Source organism: Streptomyces luteoverticillatus (assembly GCF_003970715.1).
Lineage (GTDB): Bacteria > Actinomycetota > Actinomycetes > Streptomycetales > Streptomycetaceae > Streptomyces > Streptomyces abikoensis.
This window is the reverse complement of the sequence record NZ_CP034587.1, coordinates 1089470-1113214: the sequence shown is the minus strand read 5'-3', so window position 1 is coordinate 1113214 and position 23745 is coordinate 1089470. Positions and strand designations below refer to the sequence as shown.

The window sequence follows — 23745 nt, the reverse complement described above, 5'->3', positions numbered from 1 at the left end:
CCCCGTTGTGTTGCGCGTGCTCATTCCGCTCCGCCCGAGGACACCGCCACCAGCGTGTCGAAGTCGCGGGGGATCCACGCGGGGATGCCGCCCTCGGCGTTGGTGCCCTTCTCGATGAAGGCGAGGTTGTGGTAGACGTGCAGGCCTGTCACATTGCGGTCGGCGTAGCCGGGCCGGTGGCCGGAGGCGGCCGGCCGCTCCTCGTGCTGGATGGAGTCGATCAGCGACTTGATCAGGCCGAGGCTGGTGGCGCTGTCCTGGCCGGGGTCCTCGTTGCCACCGAAGCCGGGCCAGTAGGCGGTCCACAGGTCCTCGACGACGTAGAGACCGCCGGGGCGCACATACGGGAACAGGGCCTGGAACGACGTCCGGACGTGTTCGTTGATGTGACTGCCGTCGTCGATGACGATGTCGAACGGACCGTATTCCTCGGCGATCGACGCCAGGTACTCCGGGTCGTTCTGGTCGCCCTGGAGGGTGGTGATGCGCTGTCCGTCGAAGTGGGACTTGTCGACGATGTCCAGGCCGTAGATCTCACCGCGGTGGAAGAAGTGCCGCCACATGCGCAGGGAGCCGCCGCCCCACTCGGGGTGCTTGTAACCGCCGATGCCGATCTCCAGGACGCGTACCGGCTCGTTGCGGTAGTCGCGGAAGTGGCGGTCGTAGTGCGGGGTGAACCAGTGCAGCGAGCCCCACTTGGGCGTCAGGTAGCGCGAGGCCAGCTCGCTGAGGTCGGGCTTGCGGGAGTGGCACCCCGCCAGCACGGTCTCGGTGCCCTGCTGGGCGGCCAGGAAGTGGGTGCCGATGTGCTCGGCGCCGGAGGCGGCGTCGTCTCCGGACTCGCCCGAGGTTTCGGCGACGTACGGGAAGAGCGTGGTGCCGCGTACGCCCGCCCCGCGCTCCCGTACCGGCCCGAACAGCTCCCGTACGAGATCGGCGAGGTCGTACTCGACGCGCATGGCGATGAACGCCTCGTCCCGGCCGGCCGGGCGCACCGGTCCGCCCTTGGCGACGTACAGGTAGTGCGGCGCCGGCGCGGTGCCGTCGGTGTGGACGGCCAGCTCCACGAGGACCGGGGCGTCGTTGACCGGGGCCGGGCAGCGCGAGGTGATCTCGTTCAGCAGTACCCGGGTGATGTCGGCCGGGCTGTGCCGGTCGACCAGGTCCTTCAGCGCGGCGTCGTGCCCGCCCGCCGCCCCGATGATGTCGCGGAGCAGCGCTGTCTCGACTGATGTAGCCACGAGTTGCCTTCCAGGGTTACCGGGTTGTCTGGTGCTGATGCTGGTGACGGCGGTACCAGCGAATGGTTTCTTCGAGGCCGGCCCGCAGGGTGCGGGGTTCAAAGTCGATGACCTCGAACATCCTGGAGAGGTCCAGGCGGCGGCCGGTGACGCCCACCGGGCGGCTGGGGACGGTGCGGATGCGCTCGGGGCGGCCCAGTACGTCGGTCACCATTCTGGCCAGGTCCAGGATGGTGGTCTCCTCCGTGGTGCCGACGTTCAGCACCCGGTGCCCGGCCGTTTCGACCATGCGCAGCGAGGCCCGCACCAGGTCGGCGACGTGTACGAAGGACCGGGTCTGGCTGCCGTCGCCCCAGATCTCGATCTCCTCGCCGGCCTCGGCCTTGGCCAGCATGCTCGGGATTACCCGTCCCCGGGAGGTGTCGAAGCTGTCGCGGGGGCCGTAGACGTTGGCCGGCCGCACGAGGAAGACATCGGTCCCGAACTGACGGCGATGCAGGCCGGCCAGGATCTCCGCGTAGGTCTTGGACAGGACATAGCCGTTGTCGGTGTACCGCATGTGGGCGCGGTGGTCGTCGTCCTCGCTGGTGGCCGAGGTGAGCGGCGCGCAGTACACCTCCGACGAGCTCATGACGAGGACCTCGCCCGCCCCGAAGTCCCGTACGCAGTTGAGCAGGTTGGAGGTGATGCGCTGGTTGCTGTCGAGGATCTCCGCGGAGTGCTCGTGCTTGAACCGGGCGTTGCCGTCCAGCCCCGCGCAGTGCACCACGGTGTCGATGGACGGAGCCAGGTATTTGAACGCGGCCCGGGTCTCGTTCGCGTCGCGCAGGTCGACTGCGACGAAACGGATCCGTTCCGACCCGGGCAGGGCGGCCAACTCCTCCTTTATGCCCGGTCGTTCGCCACGGTGGAGAGCCAGCACCCTGGCGCCGCGCGCGGCGAGCTGCTCGACGAAGTGCGAGCCGATGAATCCCAGCGCGCCCGTCACGAGAGCCGTACGGCCCGCCCACTGACGGCCCGTCACCTGGTCTCCCGGTGCTGCTCGGGGGATGCCGTGCCGGTCGTCCCGGTCTTCCCGGTCGTCCCGGTGAGGAGTACGGCCTGCACCGGGCACAGGTCCGCGGCCTGGTGGACCCGCTGCCACAGGTCCTCGGCGGGCTCGGGGTCGCTCGCCCGGCTCACCCCTTCGTCGTCCTGCTCGAACACCTCGGGCGCCGCCAGTTCGCACTGGCCGGCTCCGATGCACCGGTCCTCGTCTACTGCCACCCGCATGTGCGTACTTTCTGTGTAGATCACCACTCGGCCGGCCGCCCCGCGGCACAGCCGGTCATCACGCGCCGGTCACCACTCGACGGGCAGCTCGTGCAGCCCGAATATCGTCGCGTCGGGCTTGACCCGCAGTGCCTCGACGTCGGTGGCCAGCCGCAGGGTCGGGATACGGCGGATGACGGCGCCGAGGGTGACCTCCAGCTCCGTCCGGGCCAGGTTCTGCCCCAGGCACTGGTGCGGGCCGTAGCCGAAGGCGACGTGGTGGCGGGCCGAGCGGTGGATGTCGAAGGTGTCGGGGGAGGGGAACGCGTCCTCGTCACGGTTGCCCGAGCCGAGCGAGATGATCAGGCCGTCCCCGGCCCGGATCGTCATTCCGCCCAGTTCGATGTCGGCGGTGGCCGCGCGGCGCATCCCGTCCGCGATGGACAGATAGCGCAGCAGCTCGTCGATGGTCTGGGGCAACAGCCCCTCGTCGGCGCGCACCTCGGCCAGGGTCTCCGGATGCTGAAGCAGCGTTAGGATCCCCAGCGCGGCCATGCTGGCGCTGGTCTCGTGGCCCGCCGCCAGCAACAGCACGGCATTGTCGACCACTTCGTTGTGCTGGATCTCGCCGGGGATCAGCCGGTTGACGATGATCCCGCTGAGCAGGTCGTCACCCGGCGATTTCGTCTTGGCGGTGACCAGCTTGTCCAGGTAGTCGCGGAGTTCGAGGAGCGCGGTGAGCGACTCGCTGTCCCCGCCCACGCGGGTGGCGATCTCGCTGCGTTCCTGGAAGAACTCCCGGTCCTCGTACGGGACGCCGAGAAGCGCGCAGATCACCAACGTGGACATCGGCAGCGCCAGTTCGGCCACCAGGTCCGCCGGCGCCGGTCCGGCGAGGAGCTTGTCGATCAGGTCGTCCACGAGTCGTTCGATGCCCGGTCGCATCGCCCTGACCCGGCGCGTACTGAACTCGGGGATGAACATGCGGCGCAACGTGTTGTGCTCGGGCGGGTCCATCGTCAGCAGCGAGCGGAAGCCCTCGCCGTCGCTGTCGGCCGCGGACAGCCGGGGCAGAGCGGCCGGCCTGATGGTGACGCGGGAATCCGCGAGAAGCGACCGCACATGTTCGTGCCTGGTGATGAGCCAGGTTCGCGAACCGTCCCAGACCTGTGCCCGGGCAATCGGTTCGTATTTCCTCAAATCGGCGTACTCGCCGGGTATTTGGAACGGGCAGGTGCGGGCCAACGGCCATGCGGTTCCTGCCTGATTCGGTGTTAGTCCGGACCTGGCCGAAGCGTTCAAGACTCCCCCTGTTCAGCGGCGGACCTTGGTTATCGGACCGCCGTGCGAACAACAGGCAAGCACGGCGGTGATCAGGACGCAACGTCTATTCTCCGCCGCGTGAGCAAGGTCACTGATGAGGTACAAGTTGCTGGTGGGGGAGCATGGATGGGCCTCCACGGCCCCCTTCGGGTTGTGCTTCTCGGTCAACTCCGTGTAGGTTCCATCATGATCGATGATCGGCAGATTCGGTGAGCAGTCAGATGCTTTTTTCGTCCGTGCTCCCGTAATCCAGACGTTGTGACACAGACGGCGATCGTCGGAAATCCGGCCGTAACCCACCCGTTTTCCGGATGCATCGGGACCGGGTAGTGCTGCCTATGGGGGCGATTTTGATGAGCACCACTTCCCGTGACGCGACCCTTTATCTGGACCTTCTTAAGAAGGCCGTCGCGAACACAATTTACGAGGACCCTTCCCACGTCGCCGGCTTTATCACCGACACCGCCTACGTGGCGGAGGCGCGTGAATCCGGTGAGGACTTCCCGGTCGTGGCACACACCATGATCGGCCTCAAGCGGCTGGACAACCTCCAGCACTGCCTGGAGTCCGTCATCCGTGACGCCGTCCCCGGCGACTTCGCGGAGACCGGTGTCTGGCGCGGGGGCGCCTGCATCTTCGCCCGCGGCGTGTTCCGGGCGCACGGCGTGCAGGACCGCACGGTGTGGGTCTGCGACTCGTTCCAGGGATTCCCCCGGACTCTCGACGACGACCACGAGCTGGACAGGGACATCGACCTGGAGCAGTACAACCAGGTGCTCGACATCCCGACCGAAATGGCCACGGTGCAACAGAACTTCGAGCGCTACGGGCTCCTGGACGGACAGGTCCGCTTCCTGCCCGGCTGGTTCAAGGACACCATGCCCACCGCCCCCATCGAGCGGCTCGCGGTACTGCGGCTCGACGGCGACTCGTACGCCGCCACCACCGATGTCCTGACCCACCTGTACTCCAAGGTGTCGGTCGGCGGTTACCTCATCGTCGACGACTACTGCATTCCGGCGTGCCGGCAGGCGGTCCACGACTTCCGGGACCGGCACGGCATCACCGACGAGATCCACCAGGTCGACCGGCAGGGCGCGTACTGGAGGCGCTCCGCCTGACCCGGCCCCGGCCGGCGGCCCGCAAGGCATCACACGGACAAGGGAGGGACGGAGCGCGATGCGCCCACTCGGCATTGAGGGGGCCTGGGTGCTGGATCCCGTCATCCACGCCGACCACCGGGGACAGTTCCACGAGTGGTTCCAAGGCGAGCGGTTCCAGCAGGCAACCGGGCATCAACTGCCGCTGGCACAGGCGAACATCGCGGTGTCGCGGCGTGGTGCGCTGCGCGGCGTCCACTTCTCCGAGATCCCGCCCGGCCAGGCCAAGTACAGCGCGTGCGTGCGCGGCGCGGGCCTCGAAGTGATCGTGGACATCCGTACCGGCTCCCCGACCTTCGGCCGCTGGGAGGCGGTGCCGGTGGACGACCGGCGGCACACCGCCGTCTACGTCTCGGCCGGGCTCGGCCGGGCCTTCCTCGCCCTCACCGACCACACCACCCTCATGTACCTGTGCTCCTCCGGCTACAACCCCGGGCGCGAGCACGCCATCAACCCGCTGGACCCGGACCTGGCGATCGACTGGCCTGCGGACGTCGAACCGCTGCTCTCCGACAAGGACGCGGACGCCCCCGGTCTCGCCGAGGCGGGGCGGCTCGGCCTGCTCCCGTCCTATCAGGCATGGCAGGAGCACTACGCGCCGCCGCGCGGCGCATAGCTCCGCTCGCGGCGCCACCCGTCGCGGGCGCCGGAGCGGGGAAAGCACCACAGCCAGGGCGCCGGCCTGCCCAGAACGCCACGGAGGACTCACCGTGAACGACACCCCGACGGACCGCTCGGCGGCCCGTCGCCCCATGAAGGGCATCATCCTCGCCGGCGGCAGCGCCACCCGGCTCCGTCCGCTGACCGGCGCGCTGTCCAAGCAGCTGCTGCCGGTCTACGACAAGCCCATGATCTACTACCCGCTGTCGGTCCTCATGCTGGGCGGCATCCGGGACATCCTCGTCATCTCCTCCCACCAGCACATGGACATGTTCAAGGCGATGCTGGGCGACGGCTCCCGCATCGGCCTGAACCTCGACTACGCGGTCCAGGACCAGCCGCGCGGTATCGCCGAGGCGTTCCACATCGGCGACAAGCACATCGGGGACGACCGGGTCGCCCTCGTCCTGGGCGACAACGTCTTCCACGGCCCCGGCTTCTCCACCGTGCTCCATCACAGCATCCAGCGCCTGGACGGCTGCGAGCTGTTCGGCTACCCCGTCAACGCCCCCGAGCAGTACGGCGTCGCGACCATCGACGCCCGGGGACGCCTGCTGTCGCTGGAGGAGAAGCCGCGGCGCCCGCCCTCCAACCTCGCCGTCACCGGCCTGTACCTCTACGACAACGACGTCGTCGAGCTGGCCCGGGACCTCGAGCCGTCCCCCCGCGGCGAGCTGGAGATCACCGACATCAACCGCGCCTACCTGGAGCAGGGCCGGGCCCGGCTCACCGAACTGGGCCGCGGCTTCGCCTGGCTGGACATGGGTACCCACGACTCCCTCCTCCAGGCCGGCCAGTACGTCCAGCTCCTGGAGCAGCGCCAGGGCGAACGCATCGCCTGCATCGAGGAGATCGCCCTGCGCATGGGGTTCATCGACGCCGACACCTGCTACCGGCTCGGGCAGGAGCTGACCGCCTCCAGCTACGGCGGATACCTCATGGACGTCGCCTCGCGCTTCACCGCCGGCCGGGCCGGCTGACCGCTCCCGCGCCCACCGGTACCGCACCTCGGTCACCGCGGCCCACCACGACAGACCCACCACGTCAGACCTTCCACGACACACAGAAAGGCGGTCGACGGATGCGTGTCCTGGCGACCGGGGCAGCCGGGTTCATCGGCTCACACTTCGTCAGAAGCCTCTTGTCGGACGCGTATCCGGCGCTGCTCGGCGCCCGCGTCCGGGTCCTCGACAAGCTCACCTACGCCGGAAACCGCGACAACCTCGCACAGGTCGCCGACCACCCGCGCATGGAGTTCCGGCACGGCGACATCTGCGACCCGGCCACCGTCGCCGAGGCGATGCGCGGCACCGACCTGGTGGTGCACTTCGCCGCCGAGTCCCATGTCGACCGCTCCATCAGCGACGCCGCCGCCTTCGTCAACACCAACGTGCTCGGCACCCACCGCCTCCTCCAGGCCGCCGCCGACGCCGGCGTCGAACGCTTCGTCCACGTCTCCACGGACGAGGTGTACGGCTCGATCGACGAGGGGGCCTGGCCCGAGGACCACCCCCTGGCCCCCAACTCCCCCTACGCCGCGTCCAAGGCCTCCTCCGACCTCCTCGCCCTGGCCTTCCACCGTACCCACGGCCTCGACGTCCGGGTGACCCGCTGCTCCAACAACTACGGGCCCTTCCAGCACCCCGAGAAGGTCATTCCGCTGTTCGTCACCCACCTCCTCCAGGGACGCCGGCTGCCCCTGTACGGGGACGGACTCAACCGCCGCGACTGGCTGCACGTGGACGACCACTGCCACGGCATCGCCCTGGTCGCCGATCGTGGCCGGGCCGGCGAGGTCTACAACATAGGCGGCGGCACCGAGCTGTCCAACATCGACCTCACCAAGCGCCTGCTGGCCATCGTGGGCGCCGACTGGTCCGTCGTCGACCACATCCCCGACCGCGCGGCACACGACCGCCGGTACTGCGTGGACACCCGGAAGATCACCGAGGAGCTGGGCTGGGCACCCCGCACCGACTTCGACCGCGGACTGGCCGACACCGTCGCCTGGTACCGCGACCACACCGACTGGTGGCGGCGCCCGAAGGCCTGACGCCGCCCTCGCCGGACCCCGGCGCAGCCAGTGCCCCCCCGGCCCACCCCCCGGACCACCACCCCACGGAAGGACCCCACACGGCGTGACCGCCCCGACCGCCACGGACGACCTCTGGCTGCGCCGCTACCGGCAGGTCGCCGACCCGGCCGTCCGGCTGGTCTGCTTCCCGCACGCCGGCGGAAGCGCCAGCGCCTACCTGCCCTTCGCCCGGACGCTCCCGGACTTCGTGGAGGTCCTGGCCGTCCAGTACCCCGGCCGGCAGGACCGCCGTCAGGAGCCCTTCCTGGAGTCCGTCGACGCCCTGGTGGACCACGTCCTGCCGGCACTGGAGCCCTGGCTCGACCGCCCGCTGGCACTGTTCGGCCACAGCCTGGGCTCGCTGCTCGCCTACGAGACGGCCCGCCGCCTCGTGGCGCGCGACCCCGCCGCCCCCGCCCACCTCCTGGTCTCCGGACGGGTCGGCCCGACCGTTCCCCGCGAGATCACCACACACCTCCTCGACGACGACCAGCTGATCGCCAAGGTGGCCGAGCTGCGGGGCACCGACCCCCGGGTGCTCGCCGACGAGGAACTGCTGCGCATGGCCCTGCCCACCATCCGCAACGACTACCGGGTCGCCGCCTCCTACACCTGGCGCCCCGGTCCGCGGCTCGCCTGCCCGCTCACCGTCCTGACCGCCGTGGACGACCCCCACGTGCCCGCCGACGGAGCCCGCGCCTGGCACCACCGGACCACCGGCCCCACGGCGTACCACTCCTGGCCGGGCGGTCACTTCTACCTCAACGAGCACACCACGGCCGTGTGCCGGGTGATCGAGGACGCCCTGCGGCCGCTCGCCGCGCCACCGCGGCCCGCTCCGCCGTCCGTCACAGAATGAGAGAGCCCCGATGACATCCCGTTGCCCGGTCACCCGGACCCACCCGTTCAGCACCCCCACCGGCGTGGAGATGGACCCCATCTACGCCCACCTGCGCGCGCGGGAGCCGGTGTCGCGGGTCCGCATGCCCTATGGCGGCGAGGCCTGGCTGCTCACCCGGCACGCCGACGTCCGAGCGGTCCTCGGCGACCAGCGGTTCAGCATGGAGGCCGGCGCGGGCAAGGACGTCCCCCGCCCCACCGAGCACCCCTTGCCCGCGGGCGCCCTCATCGGCATGGACCCGCCCGGCCACACCCGGCTGCGCCGTCTCGCCGGCAAGGCGTTCACCGCCCGCCGGGTGGAGGAGATGCGCCCCGGGGTCCAGGAGTTCGCCCACCGGCTGATGGACGACATGACCGCCGGAGAGCCCCGCGCGGAGATCATGGAGGACCTCGCCCTGCCGTTGTCCATCTCCGTCATCTGCCGGCTGCTCGGCGTCCCCTACGAGGACCGGGACCGCTTCCAGGGCTTCTCCGAAGCCATGCTCTCCTCCTCCCTCACCCCCGCCGAGGTGCAGAAGGCGGTCGAGGAGTTCAGCGCCTACATGGCCGCGCTGGTCGCCGAGCGGCGCGCCGAACCCCGCGACGACCTCCTGAGCAGCATGGTCCAGGCCCACGACGAGGGCGACCGGCTCACCGAGGACGAGCTGCTGATGCTGGGCACCGGTCTGCTGCTCAGCGGATACGAGACCACCGCGACCCAGATCGGCAACTTCGTCTACCTCCTCCTCAAGGACCGCGAGCTGTACGCGTCCCTGGTCGCCGACCCGGAACTGGTGCCCAGCGCCGTCGAGGAACTGCTCCGCTTCACTCCCCTGAGCGTCATGGACGGCTTCGCCCGGATCGCTCTGGAGGACGTCGAGATCAACGGGACGCTCATCCGGGCCGGCGAGGGCGTCGTCACGTCCATCGCCTCCGCCAACCAGGACTCCATGGCCATGCCCGGCGCCGACACCGTCGACCTGGCCCGCAGCGACAACCCGCACCTCGGTTTCGGCCACGGCATCCACTACTGCATGGGAGCCCCGCTGGCCCGCCTGGAAATACAGGTCGCGCTGGGCACCCTGGCGCAGCGGCTCCCGGAGCTGCGCCTGGCCGTGCCGGCCGCCGAGGTCCGCTGGCGGACCGGCCTCCAGCTGCGCACCCCCGAGGCGGTCCCCGTCACCTGGTGACACCCCTCGCGGCAGAACGAGCGAGAGAGAAACCGACCGACTCGACATGGGATCCGACATGAGCAGCACAACACCAGAACCCGCCCCCTACCCCTTCAACCGGCCGGAAGGGCTGGAACTGGACGAGGCGTACGAGCGGGCGCAGCGGGGCGAAGGGCTCCAACGGGTCCGGATGGCCTACGGGGAGCCGGCCTGGCTCGTCAGCCGCTACGACGACGCGCGCTTCGTGCTCGGCGACCGGCGGTTCAGCCACGCCGCGGTGGCGGAGAACGACGCGCCGCGGATGCGGGAACTCCAGACGCCCAGCGGCATCCTCGGCATGGACGCGCCCGACCACACCAGGCTGCGCGGACTGGTGACCAAGGCGTTCACCCCGCGCCGCGTGGAGGCCATGCGGCCGCACGTCCGGGAGCTGACCGGGACCCTGCTCCAGGACATGAAGGCGGCCGGCTCGCCCGTCGACCTCGTGGAGCACTACGCCGTCCCGATCCCCGTGGCCGTCATCTGCGGCATGCTGGGCGTGCCCAAGGAGGACCTCGCGCTCTTCCGCGGCTGGTGCGACATCGCCATGTCCACCAGCACCCTCACCCCCGAGGACCACGTACGGCTGGCGGGTGAACTGACGAGCTACCTGGCCGCCCTGATCGAGGACCGCCGCGCCGCCCCGCGGGACGACCTCGTCACGGCGCTCATCGAGGCCCGCGACGTCAACGGCCGGCTCTCGCAGGAGGAACTGGTCAACCTGATCGTCTTCCTCCTCTTCGCCGGCCACGAGACCACAGCCAGCCAGATCTCCAGCTTCGTCCTGGTCCTGCTCGACCACCCGGGCCAGCTCGCCCTCCTCCGCTCCCGCCCGGAGCTGCTGGAGAACGCCGTGGAGGAGCTGACGCGCTTCATTCCGCTGGGCATCGGGGCGGCGTTCCCCCGCTACGCCACCGAGGACATCGAGGTGGGCGGAACCCTGGTGCGGGCGGGCGAGCCCGTCCTGATCCAGTCCAACGCGGCCGGCCGGGACGCCCAGCGCTTCGCCTCGCCCGGCGTGCTCGACATCACCCGCGAGGACGCCCGCCACCACCTCGGATACGGACACGGCCCGCACCACTGCCTCGGCTCGTCCCTCGCGCGACTGGAACTCCAGGAGGCGCTGCGGACCCTGCTCGACGGCATGCCCGGACTGCGCATTGCCAAGGACCCCGAATGGAAGACGGAACCGGTGGTGAGGGGGCCGCGCAGGCTGTTCGTGGCCTGGTGAACACCGGGGACGGCGGCGGCCGTCCACAGCCGGCTTTCCGCACACCATGACACCTTGGAGGGTTCCCATGACAACGCAGTGGACCACGCCGTCCGCACTCGGCCGCAGGCTCCAACGGGCCCGTGTGGGCCACTGGTTCGCAGGAAACCAGGGAGATCCGTACGCGCTGATCCTGCGCGCCCTGCGGGACGACCCCTCTCCCTACGAGGAGGAGGTCCGCGCGCGCGGACCGGTGTTCCACAGCGAGGCGCTGGACACCTGGGTCGTCACGGACGGCGCCCTCGCCCGGTCCGTCCTGACCGACGCCCGCTTCGGGGCGCTGACCCGCGCTGGCGGACGGTACCGCGCGGAACTCCTCCCGCCGGCGGGAGCCGAACTCGGACCGGACCCCGCGGGGGACGAGCGCGGCGGCGTGCCCGCCGGTGCCGACCCGGCGGTGTCCGCGCGGGACGAGGCGGCCGTGGAGGCCCTCGCCGAGCGGGTGTCGCACACCCTCCTGGGCGGGCTCGGCACCGATTTCGACCTGGTCACGGACTTCGCGCGACGCCTGTCGGCACAGGTTCTGGCGGAATTCCTGGGGATGCCCGCGGCCGACCGCGACCGCTTCGAGGAGCTGCTGACCGGCTGTGCCCGCAGCCTCGACAGCCGGCTGTGCCCGCAGACCCTCGACATCACCCGCACCGGCCTGGAGGCGGCGGCCGGGCTCCGGGAACTGCTCGGACGCCACCTCGATGACGGCGGAGAACGGTCCGCCCGCGCGGCTCTCGCCCTGGCGGTCGGCGCGGCCGAACCCGCCGGCGTGCTCATCTGCAACGCGTTCGAAATGCTGGGCGACTCCCACGGGCCATGGGATGCCCTGTGCCGAAACCCGGAGAAGGCCGGCGCCGTAGTGGAGGAGACCTGGTGGCGGCGGCCGCCGGTGCGCCTGGAGAGCAGGATCGCGCAGGAGGACGTCGAACTGGCCGGAGCAGTGGTCCCCGCGGACGGACATGTGGCGATCCTGGTCGCCGCCGCCCAGCGTGACCCGGCGATCGCCCCGGCCCGTGCGCAGGACGGCCCCACCGGCGGCCCCGAGCGGGGCGACGGCACCGGCGTTCCCCTGGGGCTCCTCGGCGACGCGCACTCCACCTCCGCCGCCCGGACGGCCGGCGCCATCTCCCGCGCCGCACTGCGGGTGCTCGCGCGGGAGGCACCGGGCCTGCGGCCGAGCGGTGCGGTGGTGCGCCTGAGGCGGGCACCCGTCACGCTCGGCCACGCTCGCTTCCCCGTCACCCGGACGGGCTCCGGGGCACTCACCGGCCCCGCTACGGCATGAGCACCAGCGACGAACGCCGACCGCCGAACGAGGAAACGAACCGATGCGCGTCCTGATCACGTCCATTGCCCACAACACGCACTACTACCACCTGGTACCGCTGGCCTGGGCCCTGAAATCCGCGGGCCACGAGGTGCGAGTGGCCGGCCAGCCCCGCATCAACGACATCATCACCGGGTCCGGACAGACGGCCGTGCCGGTCGGCGACGACAACGACCTGATGGAACTGCTCACCGAGATCGGCGGGGACATCGCCCCGTACCAGGAGGGACTGGACTTCGCCGAGGACCGGCCCGAGGCGCTGACCTGGGAGCATCTGCTCGGCCAGCAGACCGTCCTGACCTCGCTGTGCTTCGCGCCGCTCAACGGCGAGTCCACGATGGACGACATCGTCGCGCTGGCCCGCTCCTGGCAGCCGGACCTGGTGATCTGGGAGACCTTCACCTACGCGGGAGCGGTCGCGGCCCATGCCGTGGGCGCGGCGCACGCCCGTCTCCTGTGGGGCCCCGATGTCATCGGCCAGGCCCGGGAACGGTTCGTGGACGCCAAGGCACAGCAGGCTCCCGAGCACCGGGAGGACCCGATGGCCGAGTGGCTCGGCTGGACCCTGGAGAGGCTGGGGCTCCCGGCCGCCGGAGACGGGCTGGAGGAGCTGCTGAACGGCCAGTGGGTCATCGACCCGGGCGCGGAGAGCCTGCGGCTCGACCTGCGCGGGCCGACCCTTCCCATGCGCTTCGTCCCCTACAACGGCCCCGCCGTCGTACCCGGGTGGCTGTCCGAGGAGCCGAGGCGGCCGCGGGTCTGCCTCACCCAGGGGGTGTCACGACGCGAGACGCACGGGAAGGACATCGTCCGTTTCCAGGACCTGCTCACGGCCCTGGGCGACCTCGACATCGAGATCGTCGCCACGCTCGACAGCGCCCAGCGCGAGAACCTGACGGAGGTTCCCGGCAACGTGCGGATCGTCGACTTCGTTTCGATGGACGTGCTGCTGCCGAGCTGCGCCGCGATCATCCACCACGGCGGCGCCGGAACCTCGGCGACAGCCCTCCTGCACGGCGTTCCGCAGATCGTCATCGGCGCGCACTGGGACGCGCCGCTCATGGCCCGGCTGCTCGACGACCAGGGCGCCGGGATCTCCATCCGGCCCGAGGACCTGGACGCGGCCACCCTGCGCGCGGCGGTCGAGCGAGTGCTCACCGACCCCTCCCTCCAGCAGGGCGCGGACCGGCTGCGGGACGAGATCCGGTCCGCCCCCACCCCGGCGGAGCTCGTCCCCGCGCTGGAGCGGCTCGCCCGGAGCCACCAGCGGTCCCGCTGACCACGCCGCCGACGCTCGGGTTCTCCGCCCGCGCCGGCGGCGAGGCTCGTGGCGCGCGTCCACCAGCCGGGTGCCCCGACCTGCGCGGGTATGAGCCAGGCACTCATACCCGCGCGGGTCGGGGCCCTTCTTGCCATCGGTGCGTCAGACCGGCCGGTTCCGCTGGGACCCCGGGGCCGGAACAGGGCGCCACGGCGACTTCACCGCAGGAATCCGCGTGCGTCCCCCCAGCCCGCGGCGACATCCGCCTCGAGCTGGTTGAGCCGTGCCGTGACCACCTGGTCGAACCCGTCCATGAAGTACTCGTCACCGCCGTGCGGCGCTATCCGGAGGCCGTCATCCACGAACCGCTCGACGATCTCCGCCAGGGAGGTGCCCGGCCCCACCCGGCCCGCGATGTAGCGGTCCGCTCCGTCGAGGTCCGGGAACCCGGCCTCTCGGTACAGATACACATCACCCAGGAGGTCGACCTGGACCGACACCTGGGGATGCACGGACGGGCGCATCGTCTCGGGCCTGATCCTCAGCAGTTCGGCGTCCGCGCCGGTCTTGAGGCTGTGCAGCGCGTAGCCGTAGTCGATGTTCAGCGTGGGGGTCCGCCGGGCCACCCGCTCCTCGAAGGCGAGGAGTCCTTCCTGGAGCTCGGTGCGTTCGGCCTCGGTCAGCCTGCCGTTCTCCCGGCCGCTGTAGTCCTCGCGCACGTTCAGGAAGTCCACCGGCCGGTCCGGCGCCGCCTCGTTGAGCTCGGCGATGAAGTCGACGAGGTCGAGCAGGCGGTGGATGCGCCCGGGCAGCACGATGTAGCTGAATCCGACCCGTATCGGGTTCTCCCGCTCGGAACGCAGCTGCTGGAAGCGTCGCAGATTGGCGCGGACCCTTTCGAAGGAGGCGCGCTTGCCCGTGGTCTCCTCGTACTCCTCGTCGTTGAGCCCGTACAGCGAGGTGCGCACGGCGTGGAGGTCCCACAGCCCGGGCTGCCTGGCCAGCGTCCGCTCCGTGAGCGCGAACGAGTTCGTGTACACGGTCGGCCGCAGGCCGCGGGCGGCCGCACGGCTGCTGAGCACGCCCAACCCCGGGTTGGTCAGGGGCTCCAGGCCGCCGGAGAAGTACATGGCGTAGGGGTTGCCGGCCGGTATCTCGTCGATGACGGACGCGAACATCGCGTTACCGGCGTCCAGCGCCGACGGATCGTAGCGGGCACCGGTCACACGGACGCAGAAGTGGCAACGGAACATGCAGGTCGGCCCCGGGTACAGGCCCACGCTGTAGGGGAAGGCCGGCTTGTGCGCCAGGGCCGAGTCGAGGACTCCCCGCCGCTCCAGGGGCAGCAGGGTGTTCTGCCAGTACTTGCCGGCCGGCCCGTTCTCCACGGCGTGACGCAGCTCCGGGAGCCGGCCGAAGAGGTCGAGGAGACGGCTGAAGGAAGCCCGGTCGACGTCCAGCAGGCGACGGGCGTCCTCGAGGGGAGTGAAGGGGTGGTTCCCGTAGTGCTCGGCCAGCCGTACGAGCCGGTGGGCGACCGTCGCGGCCTCGTCGACTCCGGCGTGGCCGTCGGCGGTCAGGTCGCGGCGCACCGCGTGGACCGCTGCCGCGAGGTCGGCACCGGGGCGAGCGCAGGTCGCGACCGGACCGGCCGGGGCGGGGGCTGTGGATGTCATCCTTCATGTCCAATCGTCATCAGCACGCGCCGTTGTCCGAGCTGCGGTATTCGGCAACGTAGGCGTGCAGGTCCGCACGGGCTTCAGCGGCATTCCAGCGGCTTCGCGAGAGCGGATGCCGCGGCCCGTCGGGGCATGGCCGGCGTATTCGGCAAGAGGTCAGACGTTCTTGCGGTCCGCAGGAGTAAACGGCATGAAACGGCTCGGAATTCGTGGGTTCAGAACACCGAATCTGAGCCCCGCGAGTTCGTTGGAGCATCGTTCGGGCGGACGCACTGCCGGATACGTTACCACTGCAAGCAGCTTGATAAAACGTTTGTGGGGGCCGTTCCAACTTCGCACCGGATCGCTACACTTGCCACGCCCGAGCCATTGACCGGCCCGAATGAAGAAATGCCGCTGGAGTGCCAGGGGGAACGAGGAACGAATGGCGCAGCACGATAGGACCACCTTCTCAGTGGGTGGCGAACTCGCGGTTCACCGGATGGGATTCGGCGCCCTGCGGCTGACCGGCCCGGGATACTGGGGCCCGCCGGACGACCGTGAAAAGGCGATCGGAATCGCCCGGCTGGCCGTGGATCTCGGTGTGTCCTTCATTGACACCGCCGATTCCTATGGGCTGGGGAGCAGTGAGGAAGTGCTGGCCGAAGCACTGCGCCCCTACCCCGGCGACCTGTTGATCGCGACAAAGGCCGGCCAGTGCCGACCGGGCCCCGATCGGTGGGTGCCGCTGGGGCGGCCCGAATACCTTCGCCAGCAGGCCGAGTTGAGCCTGCGTCGGCTCGGGCTCGACCGCATCGACCTTTTCCAGCTGCACCGGATCGATCCGAAGGTGCCGGCGGCCGAACAGTTCGGTGCGCTCAAGGAGTTGCAGGACGAGGGAAAGATCCGGCACATCGGGCTGTCCAAGGTCACCGTCGAGGAACTGGAGGAGGCCCGTGAGCAGATCACCGTGGCCAGCGTGCAGAACCTGTACAACCTGACAGACCGGCACAACGACGAGATGGTCGACTACTGCGAGAAGCACTCGATCGCGTTCATCGCGTGGCTGCCGATCGCCCGCGGTGAACTCGCCGCCGAGGGCAGCCCGGTGACCGCGATCGCCGCCGAACTGGGCGCGACCCCTGGTCAGGTGGCACTGGCGTGGCTGCTGCACCGCTCCCCGGTGGTCATCCCGATTCCCGGCACCAGCTCGCCCACGCACCTCAAGGAGAATGTCGCGGCGTCGGACCTCGTGTTATCCGACGACCAGCTGGCCCGGCTCGACGCGCTCGGATGACCGCGGGCCCCGGGGGAAGTGCCGAGACATTTCCCCCGGGGTGGGCAGGGATACCGCCGGGCTAGGGCGCCACCGCGGATTCCACCCGCTCGCCGGCCCTGCGGGTCACCTCGTGTCCCCGTTCCACGGTGAGCCGTACGATGTCGCAGATCCGGCGGATGTCCTCGCGGGAGACGGTGGGCCCGGTGGGCAGGGCGAGCACCTTCCGCGCGAGCCGCTCGGTGTGTGGCAGGGTGACCGGCCGCTCCGAGCGATAGGGCTCCATCTCGTGGCATCCGGGGGAGAAGTACCGCTGGCACACCACGTTCTCCGACTTGAGCACGTCGCCCAGCAGGTCACGGTGGACGCCGGTCACCGCGGCGTCGACTTCCACGATCAGGTAGTGGTAGTTGTTGCGCTCGCCGGGGTCGAAGTCGACGACCTTCAGCCCGGCGAGGCCGGCGAGTTCCGACCGGTAGCCGTCGTAGTTGGCCTTGTTCTGGCGAACCGTTTCCTCGAAGGCGTCGAGCGAGGTCAGGCCCATCGCGGCGGCGGCTTCGGTCATCTTCCCGTTGATGCCCGCCTCCGTGGACACGCGCCCCTGGGTGAATCCGAAGTTGTGCAGCGCGCGGATCCGGTCGGCCAGTCCCTCGTCATCGGTCACCACCGCGCCGCCCTCGAACGCGTTGACCACCTTGGTGGCGTGGAAGCTGAACACCTCGGCCTGCCCGAACCCGCCGATCGGCCGCCCTCCGGAGGTGCAGCCGAGCCCGTGTGCGGCGTCGTAGAACAACTTCAGGCCGTGGTCGGCCGCGACCTTCGCGAGCTCGTCGACCGCGCACGGACGACCCCACAGATGGACCGGGACGATCGCGCTGGTGCGGGGAGTGATCGCCGCTTCGACCAGTGCGGGATCCATGCAGCCGGTGCTCGGGTCGATGTCGCAGAAGACCGGCGTCAGGCCCAGCCAGCGGAACGCGTGGGCAGTCGCCGGGAAGGTCAGTGACGGCATGATGACCTCGCCGGACAGGTCCGCGGCGCGAGCGAGGAGCTGGAGGGCTACGGTCGCGTTGCAGGTCGACACGCAGTACCGTGCCCCGGCCAGCTCCGCCACCCGCTGCTCGAACTCCCGCGCCAGCGGTCCGCCGTTGGTCAGCCATTGATGATCCAGTGCCCAGTTCACGCGATCGAAGAAACGGGCTCGGTCGCCGACGTTGGGTCGCCCTACATAAATCGGTTGAAGGAATGCCGAAGAACCGCCGAATATGGCGAGATCGCCAATATCGCGTTTCATATTTATATCTCCCCCGTGTATGCGAGAAGACGCACACGCGGTATTTCATTTACACGCCGGGCGGTAACGGTCAGTGCGTGCGGCGCCAGTAGACGCCGGTCACGTCCACGGTCTCGATCGGCTCGTCGATGCCGTGTTCCCGCCGGTAGTCGTGGACGGCCTGCTTGCAGGCCGGGATCACGTAGTCGTCGACGATCGCGAACCCGCCGACGGAGAGCTTCGGGTACAGGTTGACCAGCGCGTCCATGGTCGACTCGTACAGGTCGCCGTCCATCCGCAGGATCGCGAGCCGGTCGATCGGCGCCGTCGGCAGGGTGTCGGCGAACATGCCGGGCAGGAACTTGACCTGGTCGTCGAGCAGGTCGTAGCGGGCGAAGTTCTCCCGCACCTGCTCCTCGGAGCAGCTCAGCACCCAGTTCAGATTGTGGAACTCCATGCCCTGGTCGAGCGGATGGCTGTCCTCGGACGTCACGGGGACGCCGGCGAACGAGTCGGCGAGCCATACGTTCCGGTCTTCCACGCCATGCGCCTTGAGCAGTGAGCGCATCAGGATGCAGGCACCGCCACGCCATACGCCGGTCTCGATGAAGTCGCCGGGAACGCCGTCCCGGAGCACCTGCTCCACGCACTCCTGGATGTTGTCCAGGCGGCGCATTCCGATCATGGTGTGCGCGACCGATGGCACGTCCAGACCGCCCGCCCGGTGGTCCACATCGAACGTGCCACGCTCTTTCGCGGGGTCTTCCGTGCCCGGACGCATGCTGTCCGCTTGATCCTTGTCCAGGATGTTCATCCCGACCGGAAAAGTCGGGCGATCCTCGTAAATGGTGTTCGCCAGAACCCGCTTCATGAGGTCGGTGTAGAGGTCATGAGCCTGTACAGTCAAAGCGTTCCCCCGCTTGAGAATCAAGCAAAAAAATTTATCCTTAACCACCGTAACAGCAACTTGATGGTAGGGGCAAGGAGATTTTTACTCGGTAGTGCCGGTAACTGGGCCTCTTTCATCCGAAATGGCCGCATGTCAGGAGTGCGTGCGGACGGCTCGAGTGGGGCGGGCGGCGCGGTGCCGAGATGGTGAGGAGCGTCGGCCCCGGGCATGATCATGACAGGCTGCCGGACGGAGAGGGCCTCGATGGCCCGTCGCGGTTCCGGACGCAAAGTGGCCTTATAGCCTGAGGAAATGCTTACAGAAGTCATCGCGACTCGCTATGTCACGCCCTTGCGTGAGGGCGGCTCGCTCCCCGGCATCGTCGAGGCCGACGATCTCGGCACGTACGTCATGAAGTTCACCGGCGCCGGCCAGGGCCGCAAGACGCTCGTCGCGGAGGTCATCTGTGGACAGCTCGGCCGCCGCCTCGGGCTGCGCGTCCCGGAGCTGGCCCGCATCCAGCTGGACCCGGTCATCGGCCGCGCCGAGCCGGACCAGGAGGTCCAGGCGCTGCTCAAGGCCAGCGGCGGGCTCAACCTCGGCATGGACTTCCTGCCCGGGGCGCTCGGCTTCGACCCGCTCGCCTTCGAGACCGACGCCGCCGAGGCCGGCCGGGTGATCTGGTTCGACGCGCTCATCAACAACGTCGACCGCTCCTGGCGCAACCCCAACCTGCTGGTGTGGCACGGCTGCCTCTGGCTGATCGACCACGGCGCCACCATGATCTGGCACCACAACTGGCCCGGCGCCGCGACCGCCGCCGGCAAGCCGTACGACGCCTCGGACCACGTCCTCGCCACCTTCTCCCCGGATATCGCCGGAGCGGCGGCCGAACTGGGCCCCCTGGTCACCGAGGAGCTGTTGACCGAGGCGGCCGCCGACGTCCCCGACGAGTGGCTCGCCGACGAGCCCGGCTTCGACAGCCCGGACGCCCTGCGCCGGGCGTACGTCGAGGTGCTGCTCGAACGCGCGGCGACCATCGGCGAGAGGATCACCATGGGCGAACGCACCGGGGAGAAACCGTCGCAGGCGCCGGAATGGGTACGAGTCAGGCTGAACGGAAAGGGCGCCGCGAAGTGACGGGCCGCGAGAAGGACCACAAGGGCCGCGACGGCGCGAAGCGCGACGTCTTCGAGTACGCGCTGCTGCGCGTCGTGCCCCGGATCGAGCGCGGGGAGCAGATCAACGCCGGAGTGGTCGTCTACTGCCAGGCGCAGTCGTATGTGACCGCCCGCGTCCATCTGGACGAGAACCGGCTGCTGGCCCTCGACCCGGCGGCGGACGTGGCCGGCGTACGGGCCGCGTTGCACGCCGTCGAGGGGGTCTGCGCCGGAGGCGACCGGGCCGGGCAGGCGGCCTGCGACGACGCCGGGCGGCGGTTCCGCTGGCTGATCGCGCCGCGCAGCACGGTGGTGCAGCCGGGGCCGGTGCACACCGGGCTGACGCTCGACGCGGAGCGCGAGTCGGAACGCCTGCTCGATCTGCTGGTGCGCTAGCGCTCGCGCGACGGCGGGACCGCGACGGCGGGGACGCAGGAGGAGGCGTGTGGTGGGGCGTTGACAGCGCGTGGCGGGACTTCTAGCGTCTGACCGACCAAGCTACTGAGCGGTTGCTCACCCCGCCGCCGCTCCCCTGGTCGGAGCGCGCCGCCGGGGCGGGCCGCCTTCGAGGTGAGGAGAACCCGCATGTCCACCACCGAGCAGCGCGTGGCCCTCGTCACGGGCGCGGCCCGTGGCATCGGCGCCGCCACCGCGGTGCGCCTGGCCGCCGAGGGACGCGCGGTCGCCGTCCTCGACCTCGACGAGGCGGCCTGCGCGGGCACCGTCGAGAAGATCACGGCGGCGGGCGGCAGGGCGCTCGCCGTGGGCTGCGACGTCTCCGACGCCGCCCAGGTGGACGCCGCGGTGGCCCGCGTCGCCGCCGAGCTGGGCGCGCCGGTCGTCCTCGTCAACAACGCGGGCGTCCTCCGGGACAACCTGCTGTTCAAGATGAGCGAGAACGACTGGGACACCGTCATGAACGTGCACCTGCGGGGCGCGTTCCTGATGGCACGCGCCTGCCAGAAGCACATGGTGGACGCGGGCTTCGGCCGGATCGTCAACCTCTCCAGCAGCTCGGCCCTCGGCAATCGCGGCCAGGCCAACTACGCGGCCGCCAAGGCGGGCCTCCAGGGCTTCACCAAGACCCTCGCCAAGGAGCTCGGCAAGTTCGGCGTCACCGCCAACGCCGTCGCCCCCGGCTTCATCGCCACCGAGATGACGGCGGCCACGGCCGCCCGCGTCGGCATGAGCTTCGAGGACCTCCAGGCCGCCGCGGCCACGCAGATCCCCGTGCAGCGCGTCGGAGAGCCCGAGGACATCGCCAACGCGATCGCCTTCTTCGCCGGGGAGCAGGCCGGTTTCGTCTCCGGCCAGGTGCTGTACGTGGCCGGCGGCCCGCTCGACTGACCCGGCCCGTACGGCCAGGCACCCACCCCACCCCCACCCTCCACGCAGGCCGGGGGCCCCGCGAGCGGACGGCACGTACGTGCTCATCGGCCGCCGAGGAGAGAACCGAGGAGAACGGACAGCATGCCCGCCACGCCCGACGCATCCGTCATGCCGGACACGTCCGCCACGCCTGACGCATCCGCCAAGCCCGCCACGCCCGCTCAGGGAAGCGAACCCTCCGGCAAGGTCGCCCTCGTCACGGGTGCCAGCCGCGGCATCGGCTACGGCATCGCCCGGGCCCTGGTGGCCCGTGGCGACCGCGTTGTCATCACCGGCCGCAACGAGGACGCCCTCAAGCAGGCCGTCGAGTCCCTCGGCCCCGACCGGGCCGTCGGCGTCCCGGGCAAGGCCCACGACGAGGCCCACCAGGCCCTCGCCGTCGAGCGCGCCATGGAGGCCTTCGGCCGCGTGGACTACCTCGTCAACAACGCGGGCACCAACCCCGTCTTCGGCCCCATCGCCGACCTCGACCTCGCCGTGGCCCGCAAGGTCTTCGAGACCAACGTCGTCTCCGCGCTCGGCTTCGCCCAGCGGACGTGGCACGCCTGGCAGAAGGACAACGGCGGCGCGATTGTCAACATCGCCTCCGTCGCCGGAGTCGCGGCCTCCCCCTTCGTCGGCGCGTACGGCATGAGCAAGGCCGCCATGGTCAACCTCACCCTGCAACTCGCGCACGAATTCGCCCCTGGCGTACGCGTCAACGCGATCGCCCCGGCCGTCGTGAAGACCAAGTTCGCAGCGGCCCTCTACGAGGGGCGCGAGGAGGAGGCCGTCGCCTCCTACCCCCTCGGCCGGCTGGGCGTACCGGAGGACATCGGCGGCGCGGCCGCCTTCCTGCTGTCGGACGCCGCGGCCTGGATCACGGGCCAGACGCTCGTCGTGGACGGGGGCCTCTTCCTCAACGCGGGGGTCTGAGGACGCGGACGAAGCCGGGCCCGGGGGCCGGCGGCCCCGGCCCCGGGGACTCCGGGGCGGGCGTTGTCAGTGGTCGGCGGTAAGTTCTCCGGCGAGAACGGAACGAACCCCGGAGGTTGTCGACGTGACCGTCACCGACGTGCTGCCCGAGTCCTGGCACGGTGTCCTCGGCGAAGAGCTGGAGAAGCCCTACTTCAAGGAGCTGACCGAGTTCGTGGAGGAGGAGCGGGTGAAGGCCCCGGTGTACCCGCCGCGCGGGGAGGTCTTCGCCGCCCTGGACGCCACCCCGTACGAGCGGGTGAAGGTCCTCATCCTCGGCCAGGACCCGTACCACGGCCCGGGCCAGGGCCACGGCCTGTCCTTCTCGGTGCGGCCGGGCGTCCGGACGCCGCCGTCGCTGCGCAACATCTACAAGGAGATGCGCGAGGAGCTCGGCTACGACGTCCCGGACAACGGCTATCTCCTGCCGTGGGCCGAGCAGGGCGTCCTGCTGCTCAACGCCGTGCTGACCGTCCGGGGCGGCGAGCCCAACTCCCACAAGGGAAAGGGCTGGGAGAAGTTCACCGACGCGGTCATCCGCGCCGTCGCCTCCCGCCCCGACCCGGCCGTCTTCGTGCTGTGGGGCAACTACGCGCAGAAGAAGCTGCCCCTGATCGACGAGGAGCGGCACGTCGTCGTCAAGGGCGCCCACCCCTCGCCGCTGTCGGCGAAGAAGTTCTTCGGCAGCCGTCCCTTCACCCAGATCAACGAGGCGGTCGCGGCCCAGGGCCACGAGCCGATCGACTGGCGGATCCCGGCCATCGCGGTCTGACGGCCGGTGGGGGGCGCCGCAAGGCGGCTCCCGGCCGGGGGTCAACGCCCGTACACCTGGTGGCAGATCCGCGACGCGTCGCCGCCCTTCTCCCACTTCCCATAGGTGTCGCCGAGGGCGCACAGGCCCTTGCCCTGCTGCCCCCGCGACGCCGGGGCCGGCGCGGGGGCCGGGGCCGCGTGGCGCTCCTCCGGTTCGGGAGCCGGCCGGGGGGCCTGGCGCTGGGGCTCGGGCGGCGCCGGAGCGGGCTCCTGCCGCTCGGCGCGCCGCTCCGGGGAGGGGGCCTGCCGGGCGCCGCCCGGATCGGTGGCGGGCGGCGGGGGAGCGACGAGCGACGGCGCGTCCGGGGAGCGGTGCGCCCCCTGGTCGCTCCCGGCCGCCCGCGAGGGCGCCGGAGGGTCCCAGGGCATGGTCGGATCGGCCGGGTCCTTGGGATCCGCCGGGCCCTTCGGGTCGTACGGGCCGGTCCGGAAGGGGTCGGCCGTCCGGCCCGGTGCCCCGTTCGCCTCGGGCGCCCCGTTCGCCCCCGGCGGCGGGGTCCCGTCCGGCGAGGGCGGCCGGGCGGCGCCCGGGCCCGTGACGGTCAGCGACTCACGGGCCGGGCCCTGGTGGACGGCCCGGGGCCCGCCGGGCGCGAGGGGCTGGGGGGAGACGGAGACACAGCCGACCGCGGCCGACATGGCCACCGCCACCAGGACGGCGGCTGAGGGCACTCGATGCATTCGG

23 protein-coding genes are annotated in these 23745 nt (G+C 70.5%); 15 read left to right on the top strand and 8 right to left on the bottom strand.

Annotation, left to right across the window (positions count from 1 at the left end):
* Positions 1 to 20: 20 nt before the first annotated feature.
* From EKH77_RS04560 to EKH77_RS04545, 4 genes are all read right to left on the bottom strand, one after another.
* Positions 21 to 1241: a class I SAM-dependent methyltransferase gene (locus tag EKH77_RS04560; RefSeq protein WP_126913148.1), complete on the bottom strand. Its 1221-nt coding sequence runs from the start codon at positions 1239 to 1241 to the stop codon at positions 21 to 23.
* A gap of 16 nt (positions 1242 to 1257) precedes the next feature.
* Entirely contained in the window at positions 1258 to 2265 is a 1008-nt protein-coding gene (locus EKH77_RS04555) for an NAD-dependent epimerase/dehydratase family protein (RefSeq protein ID WP_126913147.1), read from the bottom strand.
* Positions 2262 to 2513 (bottom strand): ferredoxin, encoded by a 252-nt coding sequence (locus EKH77_RS04550; RefSeq protein ID WP_126913146.1) that lies wholly within the window; start codon positions 2511 to 2513, stop codon positions 2262 to 2264. The genes EKH77_RS04555 and EKH77_RS04550 overlap by 4 nt, the downstream gene beginning before the upstream one ends.
* Before the next feature lie 69 nt (positions 2514 to 2582).
* Entirely contained in the window at positions 2583 to 3614 is a 1032-nt protein-coding gene (locus EKH77_RS04545) for a cytochrome P450 (protein ID WP_240667220.1), read from the bottom strand.
* A 554-nt stretch (positions 3615 to 4168) separates the two neighbouring features.
* On the opposite strand from EKH77_RS04545, the gene EKH77_RS04540 reads away from it, so the two are divergent.
* The 9 genes from EKH77_RS04540 to EKH77_RS04500 all read left to right on the top strand — a co-directional run bounded on the left by EKH77_RS04540 (position 4169) and on the right by EKH77_RS04500 (position 13666).
* Positions 4169 to 4936: a TylF/MycF/NovP-related O-methyltransferase gene (locus tag EKH77_RS04540; RefSeq protein WP_206279814.1), complete on the top strand. Its 768-nt coding sequence runs from the start codon at positions 4169 to 4171 to the stop codon at positions 4934 to 4936.
* A gap of 58 nt (positions 4937 to 4994) precedes the next feature.
* The gene (locus EKH77_RS04535; protein ID WP_126913143.1) at positions 4995 to 5591 is read left to right on the top strand and encodes a dTDP-4-dehydrorhamnose 3,5-epimerase family protein; all 597 of its coding nucleotides are present in this window, start codon (positions 4995 to 4997) and stop codon (positions 5589 to 5591) included.
* Positions 5592 to 5727: 136 nt separating this feature from the next.
* Positions 5728 to 6615, top strand: a complete 888-nt coding sequence (gene rfbA / locus EKH77_RS04530) for a glucose-1-phosphate thymidylyltransferase RfbA (protein ID WP_126917880.1) — start codon at positions 5728 to 5730, stop codon at positions 6613 to 6615.
* A 101-nt stretch (positions 6616 to 6716) separates the two neighbouring features.
* The gene (rfbB, locus tag EKH77_RS04525; protein WP_126913142.1) at positions 6717 to 7688 is read left to right on the top strand and encodes a dTDP-glucose 4,6-dehydratase; all 972 of its coding nucleotides are present in this window, start codon (positions 6717 to 6719) and stop codon (positions 7686 to 7688) included.
* Between the two features lie 85 nt (positions 7689 to 7773).
* Positions 7774 to 8568: a thioesterase II family protein gene (locus tag EKH77_RS04520; protein ID WP_126913141.1), complete on the top strand. Its 795-nt coding sequence runs from the start codon at positions 7774 to 7776 to the stop codon at positions 8566 to 8568.
* Positions 8569 to 8578: 10 nt separating this feature from the next.
* Positions 8579 to 9778, top strand: coding sequence for a cytochrome P450 (locus EKH77_RS04515; protein ID WP_126913140.1), 1200 nt, complete (start codon positions 8579 to 8581; stop codon positions 9776 to 9778).
* Positions 9779 to 9836: 58 nt separating this feature from the next.
* Positions 9837 to 11030 (top strand): cytochrome P450, encoded by a 1194-nt coding sequence (locus EKH77_RS04510; protein WP_126913139.1) that lies wholly within the window; start codon positions 9837 to 9839, stop codon positions 11028 to 11030.
* Positions 11031 to 11097: 67 nt separating this feature from the next.
* Positions 11098 to 12345 carry a cytochrome P450 family protein gene (locus EKH77_RS04505; protein WP_164737738.1) on the top strand — a complete coding sequence of 416 codons (1248 nt, stop codon included), beginning with the start codon at positions 11098 to 11100 and terminating at the stop codon, positions 12343 to 12345.
* A 43-nt stretch (positions 12346 to 12388) separates the two neighbouring features.
* The gene (locus EKH77_RS04500; RefSeq protein WP_126913137.1) at positions 12389 to 13666 is read left to right on the top strand and encodes an activator-dependent family glycosyltransferase; all 1278 of its coding nucleotides are present in this window, start codon (positions 12389 to 12391) and stop codon (positions 13664 to 13666) included.
* A gap of 200 nt (positions 13667 to 13866) precedes the next feature.
* Here EKH77_RS04500 and desII read toward each other — a convergent pair whose 3' ends face one another.
* Complete coding sequence (gene desII / locus EKH77_RS04495) at positions 13867 to 15324, bottom strand: dTDP-4-amino-4,6-dideoxy-D-glucose ammonia-lyase (RefSeq protein ID WP_126913136.1); 1458 nt, start codon at positions 15322 to 15324, stop codon at positions 13867 to 13869.
* A gap of 427 nt (positions 15325 to 15751) precedes the next feature.
* On the opposite strand from desII, the gene EKH77_RS04490 reads away from it, so the two are divergent.
* Positions 15752 to 16603 (top strand): aldo/keto reductase, encoded by an 852-nt coding sequence (locus EKH77_RS04490; protein WP_126913135.1) that lies wholly within the window; start codon positions 15752 to 15754, stop codon positions 16601 to 16603.
* Between the two features lie 61 nt (positions 16604 to 16664).
* Here EKH77_RS04490 and EKH77_RS04485 read toward each other — a convergent pair whose 3' ends face one another.
* Both EKH77_RS04485 and EKH77_RS04480 read right to left on the bottom strand, forming a co-directional pair.
* Positions 16665 to 17876 (bottom strand): dTDP-4-dehydro-6-deoxyglucose aminotransferase, encoded by a 1212-nt coding sequence (locus tag EKH77_RS04485; RefSeq protein WP_126913134.1) that lies wholly within the window; start codon positions 17874 to 17876, stop codon positions 16665 to 16667.
* A 70-nt stretch (positions 17877 to 17946) separates the two neighbouring features.
* Entirely contained in the window at positions 17947 to 18786 is an 840-nt protein-coding gene (locus EKH77_RS04480; protein WP_240667219.1) for a TylF/MycF family methyltransferase, read from the bottom strand.
* A gap of 270 nt (positions 18787 to 19056) precedes the next feature.
* Here EKH77_RS04480 and EKH77_RS04475 point away from each other — a divergent pair, with 270 nt between their 5' ends.
* From EKH77_RS04475 to EKH77_RS04455, 5 genes are all read left to right on the top strand, one after another.
* Positions 19057 to 19884: a HipA family kinase gene (locus EKH77_RS04475; RefSeq protein WP_126913133.1), complete on the top strand. Its 828-nt coding sequence runs from the start codon at positions 19057 to 19059 to the stop codon at positions 19882 to 19884.
* Complete coding sequence (locus EKH77_RS04470) at positions 19881 to 20300, top strand: DUF3037 domain-containing protein (RefSeq protein WP_126913132.1); 420 nt, start codon at positions 19881 to 19883, stop codon at positions 20298 to 20300. The genes EKH77_RS04475 and EKH77_RS04470 overlap by 4 nt, the downstream gene beginning before the upstream one ends.
* A gap of 189 nt (positions 20301 to 20489) precedes the next feature.
* Complete coding sequence (gene fabG / locus EKH77_RS04465) at positions 20490 to 21251, top strand: 3-oxoacyl-ACP reductase FabG (protein WP_126913131.1); 762 nt, start codon at positions 20490 to 20492, stop codon at positions 21249 to 21251.
* A gap of 123 nt (positions 21252 to 21374) precedes the next feature.
* Entirely contained in the window at positions 21375 to 22208 is an 834-nt protein-coding gene (locus tag EKH77_RS04460; RefSeq protein ID WP_240667218.1) for an SDR family oxidoreductase, read from the top strand.
* Between the two features lie 124 nt (positions 22209 to 22332).
* Positions 22333 to 23019, top strand: coding sequence for a uracil-DNA glycosylase (locus tag EKH77_RS04455; protein WP_126913130.1), 687 nt, complete (start codon positions 22333 to 22335; stop codon positions 23017 to 23019).
* Positions 23020 to 23060: 41 nt separating this feature from the next.
* Here EKH77_RS04455 and EKH77_RS04450 read toward each other — a convergent pair whose 3' ends face one another.
* Positions 23061 to 23741 (bottom strand): hypothetical protein, encoded by a 681-nt coding sequence (locus tag EKH77_RS04450; RefSeq protein ID WP_126913129.1) that lies wholly within the window; start codon positions 23739 to 23741, stop codon positions 23061 to 23063.
* Positions 23742 to 23745: the final 4 nt, after the last annotated feature.

Excerpts from the sequence above, each read along its gene's own strand:
- EKH77_RS04550 (WP_126913146.1), bottom strand. The coding sequence starts at position 2,513 with ATGCGGGTGGCAGTAGACGAGGACCGGTGCATCGGAGCCGGCCAGTGC.
- EKH77_RS04540 (WP_206279814.1), top strand. The coding sequence starts at position 4,169 with ATGAGCACCACTTCCCGTGACGCGACCCTTTATCTGGACCTTCTTAAG.
- EKH77_RS04535 (WP_126913143.1), top strand. The coding sequence starts at position 4,995 with ATGCGCCCACTCGGCATTGAGGGGGCCTGGGTGCTGGATCCCGTCATC.
- rfbA (WP_126917880.1), top strand. The coding sequence starts at position 5,728 with ATGAAGGGCATCATCCTCGCCGGCGGCAGCGCCACCCGGCTCCGTCCG.
- rfbB (WP_126913142.1), top strand. The coding sequence starts at position 6,717 with ATGCGTGTCCTGGCGACCGGGGCAGCCGGGTTCATCGGCTCACACTTC.
- EKH77_RS04515 (WP_126913140.1), top strand. The coding sequence starts at position 8,579 with ATGACATCCCGTTGCCCGGTCACCCGGACCCACCCGTTCAGCACCCCC.
- EKH77_RS04510 (WP_126913139.1), top strand. The coding sequence starts at position 9,837 with ATGAGCAGCACAACACCAGAACCCGCCCCCTACCCCTTCAACCGGCCG.
- EKH77_RS04505 (WP_164737738.1), top strand. The coding sequence starts at position 11,098 with ATGACAACGCAGTGGACCACGCCGTCCGCACTCGGCCGCAGGCTCCAA.
- EKH77_RS04500 (WP_126913137.1), top strand. The coding sequence starts at position 12,389 with ATGCGCGTCCTGATCACGTCCATTGCCCACAACACGCACTACTACCAC.
- desII (WP_126913136.1), bottom strand. The coding sequence starts at position 15,324 with ATGACATCCACAGCCCCCGCCCCGGCCGGTCCGGTCGCGACCTGCGCT.
- EKH77_RS04490 (WP_126913135.1), top strand. The coding sequence starts at position 15,752 with ATGGCGCAGCACGATAGGACCACCTTCTCAGTGGGTGGCGAACTCGCG.
- EKH77_RS04485 (WP_126913134.1), bottom strand. The coding sequence starts at position 17,876 with ATGAAACGCGATATTGGCGATCTCGCCATATTCGGCGGTTCTTCGGCA.
- EKH77_RS04475 (WP_126913133.1), top strand. The coding sequence starts at position 19,057 with ATGCTTACAGAAGTCATCGCGACTCGCTATGTCACGCCCTTGCGTGAG.
- fabG (WP_126913131.1), top strand. The coding sequence starts at position 20,490 with ATGTCCACCACCGAGCAGCGCGTGGCCCTCGTCACGGGCGCGGCCCGT.
- EKH77_RS04460 (WP_240667218.1), top strand. The coding sequence starts at position 21,375 with ATGCCCGCCACGCCCGACGCATCCGTCATGCCGGACACGTCCGCCACG.
- EKH77_RS04450 (WP_126913129.1), bottom strand. The coding sequence starts at position 23,741 with ATGCATCGAGTGCCCTCAGCCGCCGTCCTGGTGGCGGTGGCCATGTCG.